Origin of the sequence: Oharaeibacter diazotrophicus (assembly GCF_004362745.1) — a bacterium.
In the GTDB taxonomy this organism is placed as follows: domain Bacteria; phylum Pseudomonadota; class Alphaproteobacteria; order Rhizobiales; family Pleomorphomonadaceae; genus Oharaeibacter; species Oharaeibacter diazotrophicus.
Genome location: NZ_SNXY01000010.1, coordinates 147395 through 170071, shown reverse-complemented (window position 1 = coordinate 170071; position 22677 = coordinate 147395). Strand labels below are relative to the sequence as shown.

The window sequence follows — 22677 nt, the reverse complement described above, 5'->3', positions numbered from 1 at the left end:
TGCATCCGGATGTGTCGGCCGCCATGACCTCGCGCAAGACGGGCGGCGGATTTCCGCGCTCTGCCGGCTCGGGCGCGCGACGGACCGTTACGAAAGGTCCGTCCGGTGCGGTCCCGGCTTCACGCCGGCAGCCGGGCGAGGATCTCGGCGGCGAGGGCTGCGACCTCGGCGTCGGCCTTGTCGCCGGGGGCGACCTCGCCGGCGGTGGCGCCGACGCCCATGCCGGAGGCGAAGGCGACGCGGTTGCCCAGGGTGGTGGCCGCCAGCGGCGCGCCGAGCGCGCGGATCTCGGCGGCGACGGCGTCGAGCGCCTTGGCGCGGGCCGGCACCCGGTTCAGCACCAGGATCGTCGCCGGGCCGCCGGCGACGAGCTCGAGCGTGGCACGGGTCGCCCACAGGTCGACCGCGCTCGGCTGCACCGGGATCGCGACCAGGGCGGCCGATTCCAGCGCCTGCCGCGCCTCGAGGTCGGATTTCGGCGGGGTGTCGACGACGACGAGGTCGTGCTCGCGGGCGAGGATGCGCGCCTCGCGGCGGGCGCCCCAGCCGCTGGCGGTGCGGAAGGTCAGGCCGGTGCGGCCCTCGCCGAGCCGGGTCTCGCGGCGCTCGAACCACTGGCCGAGGCTGCCCTGGGGGTCGATGTCGAGGATCGCCACCGACCGGCCGGGCGACAGCGCGACGGCGAGATGGGCGGCGAGCGTGGTCTTGCCCGATCCGCCCTTGGTCTGCGCGACGGCGACGACGATGCCGGCCATGGGGCCCTCCCTGCGATTCGGTGGAGTGCAGCGCACAAACGACGCCGACGCAAGCAGTCGTATGGTCGGCCGCAGCCGAACGGCGAAAATCCAGAGCGCGACTGCCGAAACAACCGATATGTATTGGCGCGTATATGTAGAACGACCGAGGCAGGCCGCCATGAATTTTTAATCGAGTCCTCCAAGGATGCTGCAGAGCAAAACAGATCGGTCGGAGTAGTCGTGACACCGTTTGGACTACCCGGGAAACGCGCCCTCGTCGTCGGCATCGCCAACGGGCAGTCGATCGCCTACGGCGTCGCCCGGGCGCTGAAGGCCGCCGGCGCGGATCTCGCCGTCACCTGGCTCAACGCCAAGGCCGAGCCGCACGTCCGCCCGCTCGCCGCCGAACTCGGCGCGGCGATCGCCCTGCCGCTCGACGTCGCCTCCCCCACCGAGGAGGACGCGCTGTTCGCCGCGATCGCAGAGCGCTGGGGCGGGCTCGACATCCTGGTGCACTCGGTCGCCTTCGCGCCGGGCGGCGATCTGCACGGCCGGCTGGTGGACAGCTCGCCGGAGGGCTTCGCCACCGCGGTCGACGTCTCGGTGCACTCTTTCCTGCGCCTCGCCCGTCGGGCGGAGCCGATGATGCCGCCGGGTTCGGCCTGCCTGACGATGAGCTTCTACGGCGCCCGCCGGGTGGTGGCGCACTACAACCTGATGGGTCCGGTCAAGGCGGCGCTGGAGGCGAGCGTCAGGGCGCTCGCCGTCGAGTTCGGCCCGCGCGACGTCACCGTCAACGCGATCTCGCCCGGCACGATCGCCACCCGCGCCGCCGGCGGCATCGACCGCTTCGACGAGATGATGACCGCCGCCGCGGCGCGCGCCCCGCTCGGGCGGCTCGCCACCATCGACGACGTCGGCGCCGCCGCGGTCTTCCTGTGCTCGCCCGGGGCGCGCGCCATCACCGGCACCACGCTGCACGTGGACGCCGGCTTCCACGTCACCGCCTGAAACGGGGCCGCCCCATGCAGCAGATCAACGCCAACACGCCGTTCGACGACCTTGCGGTCGGCTCCTGGGGCGCCGCCTGGCGCACCTGCACGCCGCAGGACCTGCTCCTGTTCGCGCACGTCTCCGGCAACCTCAACCCGCTCGTCGTGCCGGCCGAGGACGACGCCGGACCGGCGCCGACCGCACCGTCGATGTGGGTGGGCTCGCTGATCTCGTCGGTGCTCGGCAACACCATGCCGGGCCCCGGCACCCTCTACCGTTCGCAGTGGCTGCGCTTCCAGCGCCGGGTCGAGATCGGCGAGCGGCTCCGGGTGATCGTCACCTGCATCGGCAAGCGGGCGAGCCCGCGGGCGGTGTTCGAGACGCTGGTGGTCGACGCCACCGGCGCCACGGTCTGCGAGGGCCTCGCCGAGGTCGACGCCCCGGCCGAGGCGATGGCCGCGCCGGTGCCGGACCTGCCGCGCCTGTTCCTCGCCCACCGCGACCCGTTCGCCCGCCTGACGGCCCTCGCCCGTAGCCGGCCGCCGCTGGTCACCGCCGTGGTCGCGCCCGACGACCGGCATTCGCTCGGCGGCGTGCTGCTCGCCGCCGGCGAGGGCCTGATCGCGCCGGTGCTGATCGGCGACGCCGAAGCGATCCGCCGGACCGGCGAGGAGCTCGGCGCCGACCTCTCGGCCTTCCGCCTCGTCGACGTTCCCGATCCGCACGAGGCCGCCCACGTCGCCGCGACCATGGCCGGGCGCGGCGAGGCGGCGGCGATCATGAAGGGCAACGTCCATTCCGACGTGCTGCTCGCCGAGGTGATCCGCAAGGAGGCCGGCCTGCGCGGGCCGCGCCGGCTCAGCCACGTCTTCGTCATGGGCGTGCCCTCGCTCGACCACCCGCTGTTCATCTCCGACGCAGCGCTCAACATCGCCCCGGACCTCGCCGCCAAGGTCGACATCACCCAGAACGCCATCGACCTCGCCATCGCCTGCGGCGTCGAACGGCCGCGGGTCGGCGTGCTCGCCGCGGTCGAGACCGTCAACCCGGCGATGCCCTCGACGGTGGACGCGGCGGCGCTGTCGAAGATGGCCGAGCGCGGCCAGATCCGCGGCGGCGTCGTCGACGGTCCGCTCGCCATGGACAACGCGATCGACGTCGAGGCCGCGCGCACCAAGGGCATCTCCTCGATGGTGGCCGGCCGCGCCGAGGTGCTGATCGTGCCGAACCTCGAGGCCGGCAACATGCTGGCGAAGGAACTCACCTTCGTCGCCGGCGCCCGCGCCGCCGGTCTGGTGGTCGGCGCGAGGGTGCCGGTGATCCTGACCAGCCGAGCCGACGACGAGCGGGCGCGCCTCGCCTCCTGCGTGCTCGCCCAGCTCCACGACCACTTCCGCCGCACCGGCCGCGCGCTCGGTGCCGCCGAGGTGCCCGCGCCGGTGCCGGCGCTCGTCCACGCCCGGGAGGCGGCGTCGTGACCGACCTCGTCCTCACTCTCAACGCCGGCTCGTCGTCGGTGAAGTTCGCCCTGTTCCCGACCGTCTCGGGACGGCCGGCGGTGGCGCGGGGGCAGGTCGAGGCGCTGTCGACGGCGCCGCGGTTCCGCGCCCGGCGCACCGGCGCGGCGGCGGACGCCACGGTGGCGCTCGGCGAGGGCGCGATCGGCCACGCCGCGGCGCTGGCGGTGATCCTCGGCTGGGTCGACACCATGTTCCCGGCCGAGAAGATCGTCGCGGTCGGCCACCGCATCGTCCACGGCGGCGTCGCCTTCGACAAACCGGTGGCGCTCGACGACGGCGTGCTCGCGGCGCTCGACGCGCTGGTGCCGCTCGCCCCCCTGCACCAGCCGCACAACCTCGCCGGCGTGCGCGCCGCCCGCGCCGCCTTCCCGCGCGCGCCGCAAGTCGGCTGCTTCGACACCGCCTTCCACCGCGGCCAACCCTACGCCGCCGAGGCCTTCGCCCTGCCGCGCGCGCTGTTCGACGAGGGCGTGCGGCGCTACGGCTTCCACGGCCTCTCCTACGAATACGTCGCCCGCCGGCTGGCGCCGGAGCGCCTCGCCGGACGCGTGGTGATCGCCCACCTCGGCTACGGCGCCTCGATGTGCGCGCTCCTCGGCGGGCGGCCGATGGGCTCGACCATGGGCTTCACCGCCCTCGACGGCCTGCCGATGGGCACGCGCTGCGGCCGGCTCGACGCCGGCGTGGTGCTGCACCTGATGACCGCCAAGGGCCTCGACGCCGCGGCGGTGACCGATCTCCTCTACAACCGCTCCGGCCTCAGGGGCGTCTCCGACCTCTCCGGCGACATGCGCACGCTGCTCGCCTCCGACCGGCCCGAGGCGCGGCAGGCGATCGAGCTCTTCGTCGCCCGCATCCGCCAGGAACTCGGCGGCCTCGCCGCCGTGCTCGGCGGGCTCGACGCGCTGGTGTTCACCGGCGGCATCGGCGAGCACGCCGCCCCGATCCGCGCCGCCGTGGTCGAGGGCCTGGAGTTCCTCGGGCTCACGCTCGATGCCGAGGCGAACACGGCCGGTCACTTCACCGTCAGCCGGGCCGACGGCCGCGTCGCCGTCATGGTCCTGCCCACGGACGAGGAGACCATGATCGCCGAGCACACGCTCGCGGCGCTCGGCGCCGCGCGAACGGGCCGCACCGCCGCCGCCTGAACCGTTGCGGCCGGCCCGAGAACCAGGACAGGACAGCCACCATGGACGCCCGCCGCCTCTCCCTGCCGCCGGAAGCCGCCTTCGGCATCGCCGCCGTCGCCGAACAGGCCGACCTCCTGCACGAATCCGTCAGCCGGCAGTTCGAGCGGATCGGCCGGACCCACGCCGAACGGGCGCGGGCGTGGTACGGCCGGGCGCACGCGCTCGCCGACGAGATGACCGCCCGGCTCTCGGCCGGCGACGTGCCGGCGCTCGCCGCCAATTACCTCCACGACGCCGCCGAACGGGCGATCCTCACCGCCGACATCCTGCGCGAGCGCGGCGAGAACGACCTCGCCCACGAGGCGGCCGGCACGCCGCCGGTGCTGATCTACGACTACGAGGTGGTGGTCGACGGCCGGGACCTGCGCGTCCCCGTCAACTACATGCTGCTCGCCATCGTGCCGCCGGCGGGCGTCACGGTGCAGCCGTGGAAGCGGCCCTACGTCATCATCGACCCGCGCGCCGGCCACGGCGCCGGCATCGGCGGCTTCAAGCCGGACAGCCAGGTCGGCGTGGCGCTGCGCGACGGCCACCCGGTGTATTTCGTCGCGTTCCGCCCGCATCCGGAACCGAAGCAGACGCTGGCCGACGTCACCTACGCCGAGGGCGAGTTCCTGCGCGTCGTCGCCGAGCGCCACCCGGATGCGCCGCGACCGGTGCTGGTCGGCAACTGCCAGGGCGGCTGGGCGGCGCTCCTGGTCGCCGCGACCCATCCCGGCTCGACCGGGCCGGTGATCGTCAACGGCGCGCCGGTGGCGACGTGGTCCGGGCGGATCGGCGAGAACCCGATGCGCTACAACGGCGGCCTGCTCGGCGGCGTCCTGCCGGCGCTCGTGCTGTCCGACCTCGGCGCCGGCGAGTTCGACGGCGCCAACCTCGTCTCGAACTTCGAGCTGCTCAACCCGGCGCGCAACTATTTCGGCAAGTACCACGACCTCTTCGCCGACGTCGACCGCGGCCGCGAGCGCTTCCTGGAGTTCGAGCGCTGGTGGGGCGGCTACCACTTCATGAACGAGGCGGAGATCCACTGGATCGTCGAGCAGCTGTTCGTCGGCAACCGGCTGGCGCGCGGCGAGGCCCGGCTCGCCGGCGGACGGCCGATCGACCTCGCGGCGATCCGCGCGCCGATCGTGGTGTTCGCCAGCCGCGGCGACAACATCACGCCGCCGCAGCAGGCGCTGAACTGGATCGCCGACGCCTATGCCGACGAGCACGAGATCAAGATCCGCGGCCAGCGCATCGTCTACATGGTGCACGACACCGTCGGCCATCTCGGCATCTTCGTGTCGTCGTCGATCGCCCGGCGCGAGCACGCCGAGATGACCTCGACGATGAAGACGATCGAGGCGCTCGCCCCCGGGCTCTACGAGATGGTGATCGAGGACAGCACCGGTGAAGGGCTCGACGCCCGCTTCGTCGTCAGCTTCCGCGAGCGCACCATGGACGACATCCGCGCCTTCGACGGCGACCACCGGCGCGAGGAGGTCGGCTTCGCCGCGGTCGACCGCGTCAGCCGGATCGCCGCCGAGGCCTACGAGATCACCGCCCGGCCGCTGGTGCACGCGCTGTCGAGCCCGCAGTCGGCCGCCGTGCTCCGGGCGCTGCACCCGGCGCGGCTGTCGCGCCGGCTGCCGGCGCAGGCCAATCCGCTCGCCGCGCCGATCGCGGCGTCGGCCGTGAGGATCCGCACCAATCGTCGTCCGCTCGCCGCCGAGCACCCGTTCCGGCGCGCCGAGGCGCTCGCCGCCGAGGCCTTCGAGCAGGCGATCGACTTCGCCCGCGACATGCGCGACGCGTGGTACGAGATCGCCTTCCTGTCGATCTGGATGTCGCCGCTGGCGCAGTTCCTTGGCCGCGGCGCCGCGGTGCGCCGGCCGGCGGCGGACGCCGCCGAGCTCTACCGGCTGCCGGAGGTGCGCGAGATCCTGAAGGGCGTCGGCGCCGGCGGCCTGCCGGAGGCGGTGATCCGGATGATGATCGTGCTCGCCAACGCCCGCGGCTCGGTGCGGCGCGACCGGCTCGAGCGCTCGTCGGAGGTGATGACGACGTGGCCGCCGTTCCGCGACATCCCCGCGGCCGAGCGGGCGACGATCATCCACCGCCAGACCGTGATCGTCGAATTCGAGCGCGACGCCGCGATCGCGGCGCTGCCGCGGCTCCTGACGACGCCCGAGCAGCGCCGGCGCGCCCTCGAGATCCTCGACCACGTGGTCGGCCCCGCGGCCGAGATGGAGCCGCACACGGTGGCGGCGATGGCGGCGATCCGCGGCGCGCTCGCCGAACCGGACGCCCGCCTGCGCGTGGTTCATCCGGTGCCGAGCGCCGAGGCGTCATGAAAATTTGATTTCGGATTTCATGCGTGCGAAGGTGCGGGCCATCCCCTTCACCTTCGCACGAGGTCCATGGTGACCGATCCGAGCCGCGCGTTCCGAACCCCGATCTGGCCGGGCACGGCCGCGCCGTCGATCCCGACCCTTCCGCTCGGCGCCGCCGAGCGAGCCGACCTCGTGGTGGTCGGCGGCGGCATCCTCGGGCTCGCCACCGCGCTGTCGGCGGCGCGCAGCGGCCTCGCCGTCCGCCTCGTCGAGGCCGACGCGATCGGCCGCGGCGCCTCGGCGCTGAACGGCGGGCAGGTCATCCCCGGCCTGAAATACGACCCCGCCGAGCTCGTCGCCCGCTTCGGCGAGGTCCGCGGCCGGGCGCTCGTCGACTTCGCCGCGACGACGGCCGACCGGGTCTTCGACCTGATCGCCGCCGAGGGCCTCGCCGTCCCCCACGCGCGCAACGGCTGGATCCAGGCGGCGGTGAGCGAGACGGCGCTCGCCGCCGGCCACGCCCGCGCCCGGGCCTGGCAGGCGCTCGGCGCCCCCGCCGAGACGCTCGACGCCGCCGGCATCGCCGCCTTCACCGGCGCCCGCGGCTACGTCGGCGGCTGGATCGACCGCCGCGCCGGCACGATCGACCCGCTCGCCTACGTCCAGGAACTGGCGCGGATCGCCGCCGCGGCCGGGGTCGCGATCGCCGCCGGTGCGCCCGCGACCGGGCTCCGGCGCGAGGGCGGCGGCTGGGTCGTGACCGCCGGCGGCGCCGAGATCCGGGCGCCGCGCGTCGTCGTCGCCACCAACGCGGCGACCGACGGCCTGATCCCCGGTCTCGCGCGGACACTGGTGCCGCTGCACTCGTTCCAGATCGCCACCGCGCCGCTGCCGGAGCGGCTCTTAGCCGGCGTACTTCCAGGCGGGCAGGCGGTGTCGGACTCGCGGCGGATCCTGGTCTACCACCGCCGCGGCCCGGGCGGCCGGATCGTGCTCGGCGGCCGCGGGCGGATGGGCCTGCCGCGTTCGCCCGCCGACTGGGCGCATCTCGAGCGGGCGCTGACGCGGCTCTATCCGGCGCTCGCCGGCACGCCGATCGACGCGCGCTGGTTCGGCCGGGTCGCCGTGACCACCGACCACCTGCCGCACCTGCACCGGCCGGAGCCCGGCCTCTTCGCCTTCGTCGGCTGCCAGGGCCGCGGCGTCGGGCTGATGACCGCCATGGGCCTCGCCCTCGGCCCGGCGCTCGCCGCCGACGCGGTCGACGCCCTGCCCTTCCCGGTCTCGCCGATCCGGCCGATCCCGTTGCACGGCCTGCGTCAGATCGGCGTCGCCGCCGCCATCACCAGCTACCGCCTGCTCGACGCCCTGGAACGATGAGAAGAGTGGCTTGACGATTTCACAGAACTGAAAAATACTATCTTCACTTCACAGAGCGAGGGCGCGATGGCCGGCGGGGCGGGGATCCAGGGCGGAGACGGCGGCGAGCGGGCGTTCCGCCTCGCCGCGAGCGCGCCCGGCGCCGTGGTGACGCTGGTGCTGATCCTGTTCGCGCTGGCGCTCCTGGTCGGCCTCTCCTTCCGTGTCAACGACGGCTCGCTGTTCGGCGCCGGCTTCACGCTCGACAACTTCGCCACCGTCGGCACCGACCCGCTCTACGCCATGGTGATCGCCCGCTCGCTGACGATCGCGGGCCTCGTCACGCTGGCGACGGTCGCCACCGCCTACCCGGTCGCCTACTGGCTGTCGTTCCACGCCGGGCGGCGGCGGGCGCTGGTGCTGTTCCTGGTGACGCTGCCGTTCTGGACCAGCTATCTCCTGCGCGTGTTCGCCTGGAAGATCGTGCTCGCCTACAACGGCGTGCTGAACTCGGCCTTCACCGCCACGGGCCTCTGGGACACCCCGTCGACGGCTCTCCTCAACACCCCCGCCGCCGTGGTGCTGACGCTGGCGCACGCCTACGCGCCCTTCGCCATCCTGCCGATCCTGGTCTCGCTCGACACCATCCCGCGCTCGCTGACCGAGGCGGCCGCCGACCTCGGCGCCCGGCCCTTCACCACCTTCCGGCGGGTGATCCTGCCGAACTCGATGCCGGGCGTGCTCGCCGCCGCCGTGGTGGTGTTCGTGCCGACGGTCGGCGACTACGTCACCCCGGCCCTCGTCGGCGGCCCGTCGAGCACGATGATCGGCACGCTGATCCAGGCCCAGTTCGGCAAGGCGCAGGACTGGCCGTTCGGGGCGGCGCTGGCGGTGGTGGTGATGGCGGTGATCCTCGCCGCGATCCTGCTGGTCCGCCTCGGCGACCGCCGTTTCGGGAGCCGCACGTGAGCACCGCCGCCCCCGCCCCGCGCTGGCTCTCCGGCTACGTCGCCGGCTACCTCGTGTTCCTCTACCTGCCGGTCGCGCTGATCCCGCTGTTCTCGTTCAACGACTCGATCCAGGCGGCCTTTCCGCTCAAGGGCTTCACCCTCGCCTGGTACGCCGGCCTCGCCGGCAACGACACCCTGCGCGGTGCGCTCCTCAACAGCCTCGTCGTCGGCCTTGCCGCCGCGACGGTGGCGACGGGCTGCGGCGTCACCGTCGCCTATGCCGAACTCGCCTTCGCCACCCGTTTTTCCTGGCTGGTCGCCGGCCTCGCCCGGCTGCCGATCCTGATCCCCGGCGTGATCGTCGGCATCGCGCTGCTGATCGTCGTCAACCTCGCCGGCCTCGGCCCGTCCCGGATCGCGATCGTGCTCGGCCACGTGCTGGTGGCGCTGCCGACCACGGTGATCGTGATGCGCGGCGCCTTCGCCGCCGTACCGCGCTCGATCCCGGAGGCGGCGCGCGACCTCGGCGCCGGCGAGGCCGTGGTGTTCCGCCGGGTGATGCTGCCGCTGGCGGCGCCGGCGGCGGCCTCGGCCTTCATGCTGGCGTTCCTCACCAGCTTCGACGAGTTCATCGTCGCCTTCTTCCTCGCCGGAACCGAACCGACGCTGCCGCTCTACGTCTGGAGCCAGCTGCGCTTCCCGAAATCGCTGCCGACGGTGATGGCCCTCGGCACCGCGATCCTCTGCGCCTCGATCGCGATCGCGGGCGCGGCGGAGATGCTGCGCCGCCGCGGACTGCGGCGGCTGCCCGCCTGACCCGACCGAACCGACGACGAGACCCCGCCCGGCGAAGAGGCGGGGCGACCAGAGGAGAACGACATGACCGAGACGAAGAAGGGGAGCGCGCTTTCCCACGTCCTCGCCGCAGCGCTGGTGTCCGTGGCGGTGCTCGCGCCCGCGGCCGCCGAGGCCGCCGGCAAGCTGACCTATTTCACGTGGTCGGGCTACGAGCTGCCCGAGTTCCACCAGGGCTTCCTCGCCGCCCATCCGGACGGCGTCGAGGTCTCGACCTTCGGCGACGACGACGACGCCTTCACCAAGGTCAAGGCCGGTTTCCGGCCCGACGTCGCCCATCCCTGCTACGACAAGATCGCGCGCTGGAACAAGGAAGGCCTGCTGCAGCCGATCGAGATCGCGCGGATCGCCAACTGGGAGAAGATCTTCCCGGTGTTCCGCGACCTGCCGGACATCCAGGCCGGCCCGGGCAAGGTCTGGATGGTGCCCTGGGACTGGGGCAACACCTCGATCCTCTACCGCACCGACCTCGTCGACAAGCCGGAGGCGAGCTGGAACCTCCTCTGGAATCCGGCCTACGCCGGCCGGATGGCGACCATCGACGCCGTCCACGACACGCCCGTGGTCGCCGCGCTCCTTTCCGGCGTCAGCCCGTTCGACATGACGGCGGCGGAGATGGACAAGGTCGCCGACAAGCTGCGCGAGCAGCGCCCGCTGCTGTCGAGCTACACCACCGACATGACCTCGGTCGAGCAGTCGCTCGCCTCGGGCGAACTCGTCGCGGCGATGACCTGGAACGCCTCGGCGGTGGCGCTGAAGAAGCAGGGCGTGCCGGTCGAGTTCATGAAGCCGAAGGAGGGCATGCTGACCTGGGCCTGCGGCTTCGTGATGCTGAAGGACTCCGCCAACGTCGACCTCGCCTACGACTTCATCAACGCCCGGCTCGATCCCTCGTCCGGCAAGAAGCTGATCGAGGACTACGGCTACGGCGCCTCCACCGCCACCGCCTTCGCCGAGGTGCCGAAGGAGACGCTCGAGAACCTGCAGCTGCCGGCCGATCCGGACGCGGCGCTGAAGACCACCGTGTTCACCGGCCCGATGAAACAGGCCGACGAACTCGCCAAGATGTTCGAGAAGGTCAAGGCCGGCGGCTGATCCGCCGACCGGACCGGGACCAACCGCCCCGGCGGCACGACCGCCGGGGCCGGCCGACCCAAGAGGAACGGGATGACCGACGCCACGGACACGACCGACAGGGCCGCCCGCGACGCCGACGAGGCCGACGTCCGGCTCGGCCGGCGGGTGCGCGCGCTCCGCCTGGAGCGCAATCTCTCGCTGGCCGACCTCGCCGCCCGCGCCGGCATCTCGATCGGCGCGCTCAGCCAGATCGAGCGCGGCATGACCTCGCTGCGCGTGCGCGTGATCTGGCCGCTCGCCGCCGCGCTCGACGTCGAGCCGTCGGCGCTGATCGTCGGCGACGAGGAGACCGAGAACGACCTCTACTGCGTGCGCGCCGGTCGGCGCCGGCCGCTGCCGGTGAAGTCGGAGGGCATCGCCAAGGACCTCCTCTCGCCGCCCGGCGCCGTGCTGACCGGCATGCTGGTGACGGTGGAGCCCGGAGGCGGCACCGACACCTACGCCCACGCCGGCAACGAGTTCGGCATCGTCACCGCCGGCGAGGTCGAACTCACCGTCGACGCCACCCGTTACGTGCTCCGGACCGGCGACAGCTTCGCCTTCAAGAGCACGCTGCCGCACGCCTTCCGCAACACCGGTGCCGAGACCTGCCGGATCGTCTGGGTCAACACGCAGAAGGCCCGCGAGGAGGCCCACGATGGCGACTGACGCCCTGCTCCGGCTCGAGGCCGTCAGCAAGCGCTTCCCCGGCGGCACGCTCGGGCTCGACGCGGTCGACCTCGACATCGCCGAGGGCGAGTTCCTGAGCCTGCTCGGGCCGTCCGGCTGCGGCAAGACCACGACGCTGCGCGTGATCGCCGGCTTCGAGGCGCCGACCGGCGGCACCGTGCGGCTCGACGGCCGCGACGTCACGGCGCTGCGCCCGTTCGCCCGGCCGGTCAACACCGTGTTCCAGGACTACGCCCTGTTCCCGCACATGGACGTCTCCGAGAACGTCGGCTTCGGCCTGTCGCTGCGGCCGATCGCGGCCGGGGAACGCCGCCGCCGCGTCGCCGACGCCCTGGAACGGGTCGGCCTCGCCGACAAGGCCGGCCAGCGCGTCCAGGCGCTGTCCGGCGGCCAGAAGCAGCGCGTCGCGCTCGCCCGCGCCATCGTCTGCGAGCCGCGGCTGCTGCTGCTCGACGAGCCGCTGTCGGCGCTCGACGCAAACTTGCGCGAGCAGATGCAGATCGAGCTGAAGCGGCTCCAGCGCGAACTCGGCACCACCTTCGTGATGGTGACCCACGACCAGACCGAGGCGCTGTCGATCTCCGACCGCATCGTGGTGATGAACCGCGGCCGGATCGAGCAAGCGGCGAGCCCGGCCGAACTCTACGACCGTCCGGCGACGCGCTTCGTGGCGAGCTTCATCGGCGCGATGAACCTCGTGCCCGGCCGCGTCCTCGCCCGCGACGGCGCGCGCTCAGCGTCGGTCGCCACCGCCGGGATGACGCTGACCGCGTCCCTCGACGCCGCCTCGTCGCTCCGGGCCGGCGACCGGGTGCTCGCGGGCCTGCGCCCGGAGGATCTCGCGATCGCCACCGCCTGCACCGCCGGCGCCGCGGCGGGCACCGTCGAGGGCAGCGTGTTCCACGGCCGCAGCCTGCGCGTCCACGTCCGGCTCGACGACGACGGCCCCGAGCTGATCGTCGACGTCGCCCGCGGCGGCGGCGCGGCTGCGCCGAAGGCCGGCGACCGCGTCGCCGTGGCGCTCCGCCCGGGCTCCGCCTGCGCCCTGCTTCCCGCGGACCCCGACGGGGCCGCCACCGCTCCGTCCGCGTGACGGACAGTCCGAGGTGATCCGATGAGCCACCATCTCCAGTTCTACATCGACGGCCGCTGGGTCGACCCGGTCGAGCCGCGCCGGCTCGCGGTGCTCGACCCCTCCACCGAGGAGGCGTTCACCGAGATCGCGATCGGCGGCGCCGCCGATGTCGACCGCGCGGTCGCCGCCGCCAAGGCCGCGTTCCCGCGTTTCGCCGCGACCTCCAAGGCCGAGCGGCTCGATCTCCTGAAGCGCATCCTCGCGGCCTACAACGACCGCTTCGACGACATCGCCGACGCGGTCAGCCGGGAAATGGGCGCGCCGCTGCCCTTCGCGCTCGACAGCCAGGCCTGGGCCGGCCGCGGCCACATGGAGGCGACCATCGCCGCCTTCGAGGCGATGGAACTCGTCGAGACGCGCGGCACCACCACGATCCTGCGCGAGCCGATCGGCGTCTGCGCGCTGATCACGCCGTGGAACTGGCCGCTGAACCAGATCGTCTGCAAGGTGGCGCCGGCGATCGCGGCCGGCTGCACCGTGGTGCTGAAGCCGTCCGAGATCGCCCCGATCAGCGGCATCGTCTTCGCCGAGGTGATGGACGCCGCCGGCGTGCCGGCGGGCGTGTTCAATCTCGTCAACGGCACCGGTCCCGACGTCGGGCAGGTCATGGCCGGCCATCCGGACGTCGACATGGTCTCGTTCACCGGCTCGACCCGCGCCGGCATCCTGGTCGCCAAGACCGCGGCCGACACGGTCAAGCGCGTCGCCCAGGAGCTCGGCGGCAAGTCGGCCAACATCATCCTGCCGGACGCCGACTTCGCCGACGCCGTCGCCAAGGGCGTCTCCTCCTGCTTCGGCAACTCCGGCCAGTCCTGCGACGCGCCGACCCGCATGCTGGTGCCGGCCGACCGCCACGACGAGGCGCTCGCCATCGCCAAGGCCGCCGCCGAGGCGATCAAGGTCGGCGATCCCCGCGCCGAGGGCACCGACCTCGGCCCGGTCGTCAGCCAGCTGCAGTTCGACAAGATCCAGCGCCTGATCGAGACCGGCATCGCCGAGGGCGCCACCCTCGTCACCGGCGGCCCCGGCCGTCCCGACGGCCTGAACCGCGGCTGGTACGTGCGGCCGACCGTGTTCGGCCACGTCACGCCGGCGATGACGATCGCCCGCGAGGAGATCTTCGGGCCGGTGCTGTCGATCCTGTCCTACGCCGACGAAGAGGACGCGATCCGGATCGCCAACGACACCGTCTACGGCCTCGCCGCCTACGTGCAGTCGAGCGACGTCGAGCACGCCCGCCGCGTCGCGCTCCGGATGCGGGCGGGCTCGGTCTACCTCAACTACCCCGCCTGGGACACCATGGCGCCCTTCGGTGGCTACAAGCAGTCCGGCAACGGCCGCGAATACGCCGACTGGGGCATCCACGACTTCACGGAGATCAAGGGCGTGGTCGGCTGGAACTGAGCCGGACGCGGGCCGGTCGGCGGCTTCACCGCCGGCGGGCGACGAGATCGATCAGCGCGGAGGGGCCGGCGTGGCCGGTGCCCTCCTCCAGCACCGCGTCGTAGGCGGCGAGTTCGAGGATCTCGAAGTCGGCGAAGGCGGCGCGCAGCAGGTCGGCGGTGTAGAGGTTCTCCACCGCCGATGGTCCTCCGGTGCCGTAGGCGATCTGCTCGGGGCGGTAACCCTCGAGCAGCAGCAGGCCGCCGGGAGCGAGCGCGGCGCGCATCGCCGCGAACATACGCGCCCGGAGCGGCGGCGCGGCGAACTGCACGAAGATGGCGACGACGACGTCGCAGGTCCCGATCGGCCAGTCCCAGCCGTCGAGGTCGGCGACCTCGGCCGCGAGCGCAACGCCGCGCGCGGCGGCGAGCCGGCACGCCTTGGCGACCGCCACCGCCGATCCGTCGACAGAGCGCACGGCCAGACCGCGCTCGGCGAGCCAGACGCCGTTGCGACCTTCGCCGTCGGCGACCGCGAGCGCCGTGGCGCCCGGCCGGAGCAGCGGCGCGCACCGCTCCAGGAAGGCGTTCGGGCGGGTGCCGAACAGGTAGTCGGCGCGGTCGTAGCGCTGGTCCCAGGGGTTCATCGCCCGTTCCTCCTCCGGTTGATCCACGTCAAGTCCCCCGATCGGCGACAAGGCTAGTGTCGGCGCGTTCCGAAAGGAGTTTCTAATATGCTGAAGCTCGCCATCCTCGTCTGGATCATGCTCGGCACCACCCTCGCCGGCTCGTTCCTCACCGTCGTCGTCACCGTGCCCTCGCTCTACGCCCAGGGCATGAAACTGATCCCGTTCGCCGCCGGCACCGGCTTCCTGGTCGCGATCCCGTTCGCCGTCATGATCGCCAAGAAGATCTACGCGTCGACCGCCCCGCGCCACTGAGCGGCGGGGACGGCGGCGGCGAGGCGGCCGTCGCGGATCTCGACGACGACGTCGGCGCGCGCCGCCTCGGCGGGGCGGTGCGTGGCGAAGACCAGCGTGCGGCCGGCGGTGCGTTCGAGGACGAGGTCGAACACCCGCGCGGCCGCGACCGCGTCGAGCCCCTCGGTCGGCTCGTCGAGGAGGTAGAGGTCGGCGTCGGAGAGCAACGTGCGCGCGATCGCGAGGCGCCGGCGCTCGCCGCCGGACAGGCCCGACCCGCCGTCGCCGAGACGGCGGGCGAGGCCGTCGGGCCCGAGCGCCGGGCCGAGCCCGACCGCCTCGATCATCGCCGCGAGGGCGCCGTCGCCGGCGTCCGGCGCGGCGAGGCGGAGGTTGTCGGCGACGGAGCCGCGGAAGAGTTCGGTGCGCTGGCCGAGCCCGACGACGACGAGCCCCGGCGCCCGCCGGACGCTCCCGGCCGTGGCCGCGACGGTGCCGGCGAGGAGGCCGATCAGGGTCGACTTGCCGCCGCCGCTCGGTCCCACCAGCGCGATCCGCCGCCCCGGCACCACCACGAGATCGACGCCCTCGAGACGGGCGGTCGCAGCCCCCGCCTCCCGGACCGCGACGCCGGCCAGCCGCGCGACGGCACCGCCCGATCCTTCCGAAACGGGCGGCGACGCCGGCGCGACGGGGGCGGCGAGCGGTGCGATCCGGCGCGCGGCGAGGGTCCAGCGGCCGTACTCGAGCGCCAGCGCCCGCAGCGGCGCCACCGCCTCGCCGAGCGCCAGCGAGAACAGCACCACGCCGGTGAAGGCCGGGCCGGACAGCGCGCCGTCGCGATGGAGCCCAGCGCCGACGGCGAGCGTCGCCAGCACGGCGCCCTGGTGGCCAAGGCCGGCGGCGAGCCGGACGGCGAGGTCGAGGCTCCAGGTGGCGCGCTCGGCGGCGGCGGCGCGCTGGAAGGCGTCGTGGACGCCGGCCGCCGCCTCGGCGAGGCCGCCGCCGGCCCCGAGTTCCGCGCGGCCGCGGTCGAGGTCGACGAGGCGGACGCGGGCGGCATCGAGGGCGTATTGCTTGCGCTGCGCCGCCCAACCGCCCCGGCCGGCGAGCAGCACCGGCGCGACGACGCCGCCGAGCGCGACCGGCAGGGTCGCGGCCGCCGCGAGGGTCCAGGACACCGCCGACAGCGCCAGCGCGGTGCCCGCGAGCGTGAGCGCCGCCGCCGCGACCGGAACCGCGAAGCGGATCGGCAGGCCGTCGAGGGCGGAAAGGTCGCCGGCGAGCCGGTTGAACAGCAGCGCCGGCCGCTCGCCGCCGCGGGGACGGGCGAGGAGGCCGCGGAAGACGTCGACCCGGAGGTCGGCGAGGAAGCGCAGCGTGGCGTCGTGGGTCGAGAGCCGCTCGGCGTAGCGGGCGGCGGTCCGGACGATCGCGAGGAGGCGCACGATCGCGCTCGGGCGGAAGGTGTCGAACACGATCAGGCCGAGGCCGGCGAGCGCCGAGCCGGCGATCAGGTTGCCCGAGGCGGCGAGCAGGCCGGCGCCGGCGGCGAGCGCGGCGGCGGCCAGCGCCACCCCGCCGGCGAGGCGCCAGGGCCAGCGGCGGGCGAAGGCGGAGAGCAGCGCGGCGAGCGCGCGCGTCCCGGTCATGCCGGCACCGCCGCGAGGGCGAGCCGCGCCGGCGCGAGGGCGGCGAGCGCCTCGTCGTGGGTGGCGACCACCACCGTACGACGCCCGGCCATGGCGACGACGGCGCGGCGGACGATGGCGGCGGAGACGGCGTCGAGGTCGGCGGTGGGCTCGTCGGCGAGCACCAGCGGGGCGGGGTCGAGCAGGGCACGCGCCACCGCGATCCGGCGCAGTTCGCCGCGCGACAGGCCGGCGCCGGTCTCGCCGAGCGGCGTCAGCAGGCCGCGCGGCATCCGCCGCACCACGTCGGCGAGCCCGACCGCGCCGAGCACCCGCCACGCCTCGTCGCGCGACGGCGGCACGCCGGCGGGGGCGAGGTTGGCGAGCACCGAGCCCTGGCGGATCAGCGGCTCCTGGCCGAGCCAGCAGGCGGGCGGGCCGGCGGCGTCGCCGGGTGCCCGGCCGCCGACGAGGACGGTGCCCTCGACGTCGGCGAGGAGACCGCCGAGGCAGGCGAGCAAAGTGGTCTTGCCGGCCCCGCTCGGCCCGGTGACGGCGAGGAGGCCGCCGGCCGCGAGGTCGAAGGAGACGCCGTCCAGCACCGTACCCGACCGCCCGGCCGCGGCGACGCGAAGGTCGCGGACCGCGACGGCGGGCGCCTCCGCAGGGGCCGACGCGCGCCGGCGCCGCGTCGACGCCGCCATGCGCGGGATGGCGACACGGAAGACGTCCTCGCCGCGCGCGTCGAGGGCGAGGGCGTCGGCGCGGTCGTGGTAGGCGGCGGCGAAGTCGCGCAACGGCTGGAAATACTCCGGCGCCAACGCCAGCATCGCGACGCCGCCGGCGAGGCCGAAGTCGCCGCCGAATCCGATGAAGCCGAGCAGGTGGAAGCCGATGAAGACGGCGGCGAGGGCGATGCCGACCGAGGCGAAGAACTCCAGCGCCGCCGACGACAGGAAGGCGACCGCCAGCACCTCCATGGTGCGCCCGCGCAGGGCCTCGCCGCGACCGGCGATCTCGGCGGCGACGCGGTCGCCGGCGCCGAGGGCGCGCAGGGTCGCGAGGCCGCCGACGCGGTCGAGCAGCAGCGAGTCGAGGTCGCCGGCCTCGTCGAGCCGGCGGCGGGCGACCGCCTGCGCACGCGCACCGATCAGCGCCATGAACACGGGAATGAACGGGCCGGCGAGGAGCAGCAGCAGCGCGGCGGCCCAGCTCAGCGGCAACACGGCGAGGAGGATCGCCGGCGGCACCACCGCCATGCGCAGCCGCGCGATCGGGTAGCGCACGAACCAGGGGTCGAGCCCGTCGACGCGGTCGACCAGGGTCGCGACGACGTCGCCGGTCGCGGCCCGCCGCGGCGCGACCGGCGACCAGCGCGCGAAGCCGGACAGCCAGGCGCCGCGCAGGACGCCCTTGGCGGCGACCGCCGCGAGGCCGGCGAGCCGGGTGGCGGCGGCGTCGAGGCCGACCCGGGCGACACCGACGGCGGCGAGGAGCAGCCAGAGCGGCCAGCCGACGAGACCGGTCAGGCCGGCGTCCGGGCCGATCGCGACGGTGGCGACGGCATCGCCGAGCAGCAGGGCCTGCGGGATCGCGAAAAGGCTGGCGGCGAGCGCGAAGGCGAGCGCGCCCCGGGACGGCGGCACGGCCGTCACGGCTCCCGGCCGCCCTCCCCCGTTCCCGACCCTCGCGGCCATGCCCTCGCCCTCACGTCCTCAGCACCCTGTATATGGCCGGAATCACCAACACCGTCAGCAGGGTCGAGGAGGCGAGGCCGAACAGCAGCGAGATCGCGAGGCCCTGGAAGATCGGATCGGTCAGGATCACCGCCGCGCCGATCATCGCCGCGAGGGCGGTGAGCAGGATCGGCTTGAAGCGGATCGAGCCGGCCTCGACCAGGATCTCGGTCAGCGTGCGCTCGCGCGACGCCCCGTCCGGGCCGGTCTCGACGCGCGGGGCGTGGCGGACGAAGTCGACCAGCAGGATCGAGTTGCGCACGATGATGCCGGCGAGCGCGATGAAGCCGATCATCGACGTCGCGGTGAACGGCGCGTGGAACAGGAAATGGCCGCCGAGGATGCCGATGAAGGTGAGCGGGATCGGCGTCAGGATGACGAGCGGCAGCTTGAACGAGCCGAACTGGGCGACCACCAGGATGTAGATGCCGAGCATGGCGACGCCGAAGGCGGCGCCCATGTCGCGGAAGGTCACCCAGGTGACCTCCCACTCGCCGTCCCAGAGCAGGGTCGGCCGGGTCTCGTCGGCGGGCTGGCCGTGGAGCGCGATCGCGGGCTTCTCGAGGCCGGTCCAATCCTCGGCGTCCAGCGCCTCGGAGACGGCGAGCATGCCGTAGAGCGGCGCCTCGTAGGCGCCGGCGAGTTCGGCGGTGACCATCTCGGCGAAGCGGCCGTTGTGGCGGAAGATCGGGAAGGACGCGGTCTCGCGGCGGAGCCGGACGACGTCGCCGAGCTCGACCACGCCGCGGTCACCCGGCAGCACGTTGGCCGGGATCGGCGTCGTCAGCGCCTTCTCGTCGAGCACCTTCTCGCCCTTCGGCCGCTCCAGCACGATCGGGATCGCCGCCCGGCCGCCGCCGCGGTGGGAATAGCCGACCGTGGACGCGCCGTTCAGGATCGACAGCGTGTCGAAGACGTCGCTCTCCTCGACGTGGAAGAATTCGAGGTCGTCGGTGGAGATGGTGGCGCGGATCCGCTCGGCGGGGGTGCCGAAGGAATTGTCGACGTCGACCACGAAGGGCACGGCGCGGAAGGCGGCCTCGACCTTCTCGGCGGTGCGGCGCCTCGTCTCGGCGTCGGGACCGTAGATCTCGGCGAGCAGGGTCGCCATCACCGGCGGACCGGGCGGCGGCTCGACCACCTTCAGCGACGTCCCCGCCGGCACCGGCACCGCGGCGATCGCCCGGCGCAGGTCGAGCGCGACGGCGTGGCTGGAGCGCTCGCGCGCGCCCTTCGGGGTCAGGTTGAGCTGGACGTCGCCGAGTTGCGGCTCGGCGCGCAAGTAGGAATGCCGGACGAGGCCGTTGAAGTTGAAGGGCGCGGCGGTGCCGGCGTGGGTCTGGACCGAAACCACCTCGGGCATGGCGAGCGCGACCGCGGCGACGGCCTGCGCGACCGCGTCGGTGGCCTCGACCGAGGAGCCCTCGGGCAGGTCGATCACCACGGCGAGCTCCGACTTGTTGTCGAAGGGCAGCAGCTTGACCGTGACGTCGCGGGTGTAGAACAGGCCGAGCGAGCCGAGGGTGGCGACGCCGACCGCGAGCAGGAACGCCCAGCTCGCCGCCTTCGACGACAGCACCGGCCGCGCCACCGCGGCATAGGCCCGTCCGAGCACGCCGCCGTGGGCGTGGCCGTCGTGGTCGCCGTGGAGCGGCGCCCTGCCGGCGACCTTCAGCATCAGCCACGGCGTCACGATCACCGCGACGAAGAAGGAGAAGATCATCGCCGCCGAGGCGTTGGACGGGATCGGGCTCATGTAGGGGCCCATCATCCCCGACACGAACAGCATCGGCAGCAGCGCCGCGACCACGGTGAGCGTGGCGACGATGGTGGGGTTGCCGACTTCGGCGACGGCCTCGACCGCGGCGTCGCGGCGCGAACGGCCGTCGGCCATGCCCCAGTGGCGGGCGATGTTCTCGATCACGACGATGGCGTCGTCGACCAGGATGCCGATCGAGAAGATCAGCGCGAACAGCGAGACGCGGTTGAGCGTGTAGCCCATCAGGTTGGCGGCGAACAGCGTCAGCAGGATCGTGACCGGGATCACGATCGCCACCACCAGCGCCTCGCGCCGGCCGATCGCGACCCAGACCAGCGCGATGATCGAGAGCGTCGCGAGACCGAGGTGGAACAAGAGCTCGTTGGCCTTCTCGTTCGCGGTCTCACCGTAGTCGCGCGTCACCTCGACCGCGACGTCCTCCGGGATCAGGCGGCCGTGCAGGGCCTCGACGCGCGCGAGCACGTCCTCGGCGACGGTGACGGCGTTGGCGCCGGCACGCTTGGCGATCGCCAGCGTCACCGCGGGCACGCGCACCGGCGCGCCGTCGGCGCCGCGGACGACGGTGGCGACGTGGAGGTCGGCGGTGTCGGTGACGAAGGCGACGTCCGCGACGTCGCGGACGTAGACCGGCCGGCCGTCGCGGCTGGTGATCAGGAGGTCGCCGATGTCGGCGGGGGTCTTCAGCGTCTCGCCGGCGACGACCTCGATCTCGCCGCCGCCGTCGCGGACGAGGCCGGTGGAGAAGGCGCGGTTGGCGGCGCCGACCTTGGCCGAGAGCTGCTGCAGCGTGACGCCGTAGAGCGCGAGGCGATCCGGATCGGGGGCGATGCGGATGGCGTCGCCGGTTTCGCCGACGAGATAGGTCAGGCCGACGTTCTCGACCTTGGCGACCTCGGCGCGCAGTTCCCGGGCGATCCGGGTGAGGTCGGCGGCGCCGACCGCCGCGGCGGCGCCGGGCTTCGGCGACAGGGTGAGCGAGACGATGGCGACGTCGTCGATGCCGCGGCCGACCACCGTCGGCTCGGGGATGCCGACCGGGATGCGGTCCATGTTGGCGGCGAGCTTGTCGTGGACGCGCAGCACCGCGGCGTCGGCGGAGGTGCCGACCAGGAAGCGGGCCGTGACCATGACCGCGTCGTCGCGGGTCTGCGAATAGACGTGCTCGACGCCGTCGATCGCCTTGACGATCGTCTCGAGCGGCTCGGTGACGAGCTTGACCGCGTCCTCGGCACGAAGGCCGGGGGCGCGGACGTGGATGTCCACCATCGGCACCGAGATCTGCGGTTCCTCCTCGCGCGGCAGCGTCACCAGGGCGACGAGGCCCATGGCGAGCGCGGCGAGCAGGAACAGGGGCGTCAGCGCCGACCCGATGAAGGCCCGCGTCAGACCGCCGGCGATGCCGAGCTTCATGGCGTGATCACCTCGTCTCCGGCCGCGAGGCCGGTCAGCACCTCGACCGCGTCGCCGTGGCGCTCGCCGACCACGACGGTGCGCTCGCTCTCGCCGGAGCCGGCGCGCACCTTGACGAAGTCGAGGCCGGCGCGGCTCACGACCGCGGCCGCCGGGATCGTCAGGGCGGCGCGCTCGCCGATCGGGACGCGCACCAGCAGGCGGGCGTCGACGAAGGCGGTCGGCAGGTCGCCCACCTCGACGTCGGCGACGACGCGGCCGTTCTCGATCTGCGGGTAGACCTTGGCGAGCCGGCCGGCGGCCGTGCCGGTGCCGGTCTCGACGTCGAGGGCGGCGCCCTCCCTCAGCAGCGCCGCGTGGCGCTCGGGAATGGCGAGGCGCAGGAAGAAGCCGCCGCCGGCGACCGTCGCCACCGTCTCGCCGGGCATCAGCACGGCGCCGCGGGTGACCGGCACCGTCAGCACGAGGCCGGCGGCGGGGGCGAGGACGGCGCCCTCGTCGCCCTGCTGCACCACGACTTGGCGCTGCGCCTCGGTGGAGGCGATCTGGTTGCGGTAGACGTCGGCCTGGGTGCGGAGCTGGTCGAGCCGCTGGGCGGTGGCGACACCCTTGTCGACCAGAGCCTGGGCGCGCGCGAGGTCGGATTCGGCGTTCTTCAGCTGGGCGCCGAGCGCCTTCAGCTGGGCGTCGAGGGCCGAGACCTGGAACGCGATCTTGTCGTCGCGCACGGTGGCGATGCGCTGGCCGGCGGCGACCCGGTCGCCCTCGGAGACGAGGAGTTCGACCAGGGTGCCGCCGATCCGGGCGCGGGCGGGGATGGTGTCGCGGGCCTCGACGCGGCCGTAGACGGCCTTCCACTCCGGGACGGCGGTCGGCCGCACCACGACGGATCCGGCCGAGACCGGGCCGGCGAGGAGCGCCAGGGTGAGGACGGCGAGCGGAAGGCGCATCGTCGGCT

General features: G+C 73.8%; 18 protein-coding genes. 12 read left to right on the top strand and 6 right to left on the bottom strand.

Annotated features, from left to right (window positions below; genetic code table 11):
• Positions 1-119: 119 nt before the first annotated feature.
• Positions 120-755 carry a ParA family partition ATPase gene (gene parA, locus EDD54_RS18440; RefSeq protein WP_126539336.1) on the bottom strand — a complete coding sequence of 212 codons (636 nt, stop codon included), beginning with the start codon at positions 753-755 and terminating at the stop codon, positions 120-122.
• 222 nt (positions 756-977) lie between these two features.
• On the opposite strand from parA, the gene fabI reads away from it, so the two are divergent.
• The 11 genes from fabI to EDD54_RS18385 all read left to right on the top strand — a co-directional run bounded on the left by fabI (position 978) and on the right by EDD54_RS18385 (position 14264).
• Complete coding sequence (fabI, locus tag EDD54_RS18435) at positions 978-1748, top strand: enoyl-ACP reductase FabI (protein WP_245515820.1); 771 nt, start codon at positions 978-980, stop codon at positions 1746-1748.
• A 14-nt stretch (positions 1749-1762) separates the two neighbouring features.
• Positions 1763-3208 (top strand): bifunctional enoyl-CoA hydratase/phosphate acetyltransferase, encoded by a 1446-nt coding sequence (locus EDD54_RS18430; RefSeq protein ID WP_126539340.1) that lies wholly within the window; start codon positions 1763-1765, stop codon positions 3206-3208.
• Positions 3205-4398, top strand: coding sequence for an acetate/propionate family kinase (locus EDD54_RS18425; RefSeq protein ID WP_126539342.1), 1194 nt, complete (start codon positions 3205-3207; stop codon positions 4396-4398). Before EDD54_RS18430 ends, EDD54_RS18425 begins: the two co-directional genes overlap by 4 nt.
• A 41-nt stretch (positions 4399-4439) precedes the next feature.
• Positions 4440-6776: a DUF3141 domain-containing protein gene (locus EDD54_RS18420; protein ID WP_126539344.1), complete on the top strand. Its 2337-nt coding sequence runs from the start codon at positions 4440-4442 to the stop codon at positions 6774-6776.
• A gap of 66 nt (positions 6777-6842) precedes the next feature.
• Positions 6843-8135, top strand: coding sequence for an NAD(P)/FAD-dependent oxidoreductase (locus tag EDD54_RS18415; RefSeq protein WP_126539346.1), 1293 nt, complete (start codon positions 6843-6845; stop codon positions 8133-8135).
• 66 nt (positions 8136-8201) lie between these two features.
• Positions 8202-9083: an ABC transporter permease gene (locus EDD54_RS18410; protein WP_126539348.1), complete on the top strand. Its 882-nt coding sequence runs from the start codon at positions 8202-8204 to the stop codon at positions 9081-9083.
• Entirely contained in the window at positions 9080-9880 is an 801-nt protein-coding gene (locus tag EDD54_RS18405; RefSeq protein WP_126539349.1) for an ABC transporter permease, read from the top strand. The genes EDD54_RS18410 and EDD54_RS18405 overlap by 4 nt, the downstream gene beginning before the upstream one ends.
• A gap of 63 nt (positions 9881-9943) precedes the next feature.
• Positions 9944-11014, top strand: a complete 1071-nt coding sequence (locus tag EDD54_RS18400) for an ABC transporter substrate-binding protein (protein WP_126539351.1) — start codon at positions 9944-9946, stop codon at positions 11012-11014.
• A 72-nt stretch (positions 11015-11086) separates the two neighbouring features.
• The gene (locus tag EDD54_RS18395; RefSeq protein WP_126539353.1) at positions 11087-11704 is read left to right on the top strand and encodes a cupin domain-containing protein; all 618 of its coding nucleotides are present in this window, start codon (positions 11087-11089) and stop codon (positions 11702-11704) included.
• Positions 11694-12818 carry an ABC transporter ATP-binding protein gene (locus EDD54_RS18390; protein WP_126539355.1) on the top strand — a complete coding sequence of 375 codons (1125 nt, stop codon included), beginning with the start codon at positions 11694-11696 and terminating at the stop codon, positions 12816-12818. The genes EDD54_RS18395 and EDD54_RS18390 overlap by 11 nt, the downstream gene beginning before the upstream one ends.
• A 21-nt stretch (positions 12819-12839) precedes the next feature.
• Entirely contained in the window at positions 12840-14264 is a 1425-nt protein-coding gene (locus tag EDD54_RS18385; protein ID WP_126539357.1) for an aldehyde dehydrogenase family protein, read from the top strand.
• A gap of 25 nt (positions 14265-14289) precedes the next feature.
• Here the strand turns inward: EDD54_RS18385 and EDD54_RS18380 are convergent, their stop codons facing one another.
• Positions 14290-14889, bottom strand: a complete 600-nt coding sequence (locus EDD54_RS18380; RefSeq protein ID WP_126539359.1) for a methyltransferase domain-containing protein — start codon at positions 14887-14889, stop codon at positions 14290-14292.
• 87 nt (positions 14890-14976) lie between these two features.
• Here EDD54_RS18380 and EDD54_RS18375 point away from each other — a divergent pair, with 87 nt between their 5' ends.
• Entirely contained in the window at positions 14977-15183 is a 207-nt protein-coding gene (locus EDD54_RS18375) for a hypothetical protein (RefSeq protein WP_126539361.1), read from the top strand.
• Here EDD54_RS18375 and EDD54_RS18370 read toward each other — a convergent pair.
• The 4 genes from EDD54_RS18370 to EDD54_RS18355 all read right to left on the bottom strand — a co-directional run bounded on the left by EDD54_RS18370 (position 15156) and on the right by EDD54_RS18355 (position 22669).
• Entirely contained in the window at positions 15156-16814 is a 1659-nt protein-coding gene (locus tag EDD54_RS18370) for an amino acid ABC transporter ATP-binding/permease protein (protein ID WP_126539363.1), read from the bottom strand. The two genes, EDD54_RS18375 and EDD54_RS18370, sit on opposite strands and share 28 nt — an antisense overlap.
• Positions 16811-18439 (bottom strand): ABC transporter ATP-binding protein/permease, encoded by a 1629-nt coding sequence (locus tag EDD54_RS18365; protein ID WP_126539365.1) that lies wholly within the window; start codon positions 18437-18439, stop codon positions 16811-16813. Before EDD54_RS18365 ends, EDD54_RS18370 begins: the two co-directional genes overlap by 4 nt.
• A gap of 61 nt (positions 18440-18500) precedes the next feature.
• A complete protein-coding gene (locus EDD54_RS18360; protein ID WP_126539367.1) occupies positions 18501-21719 on the bottom strand; it encodes an efflux RND transporter permease subunit in 3219 nt (1072 codons plus the stop codon).
• Positions 21716-22669 (bottom strand): efflux RND transporter periplasmic adaptor subunit, encoded by a 954-nt coding sequence (locus EDD54_RS18355; RefSeq protein WP_126539369.1) that lies wholly within the window; start codon positions 22667-22669, stop codon positions 21716-21718. The genes EDD54_RS18360 and EDD54_RS18355 overlap by 4 nt, the downstream gene beginning before the upstream one ends.
• Between the last annotated feature and the right edge of the window lie 8 nt (positions 22670-22677).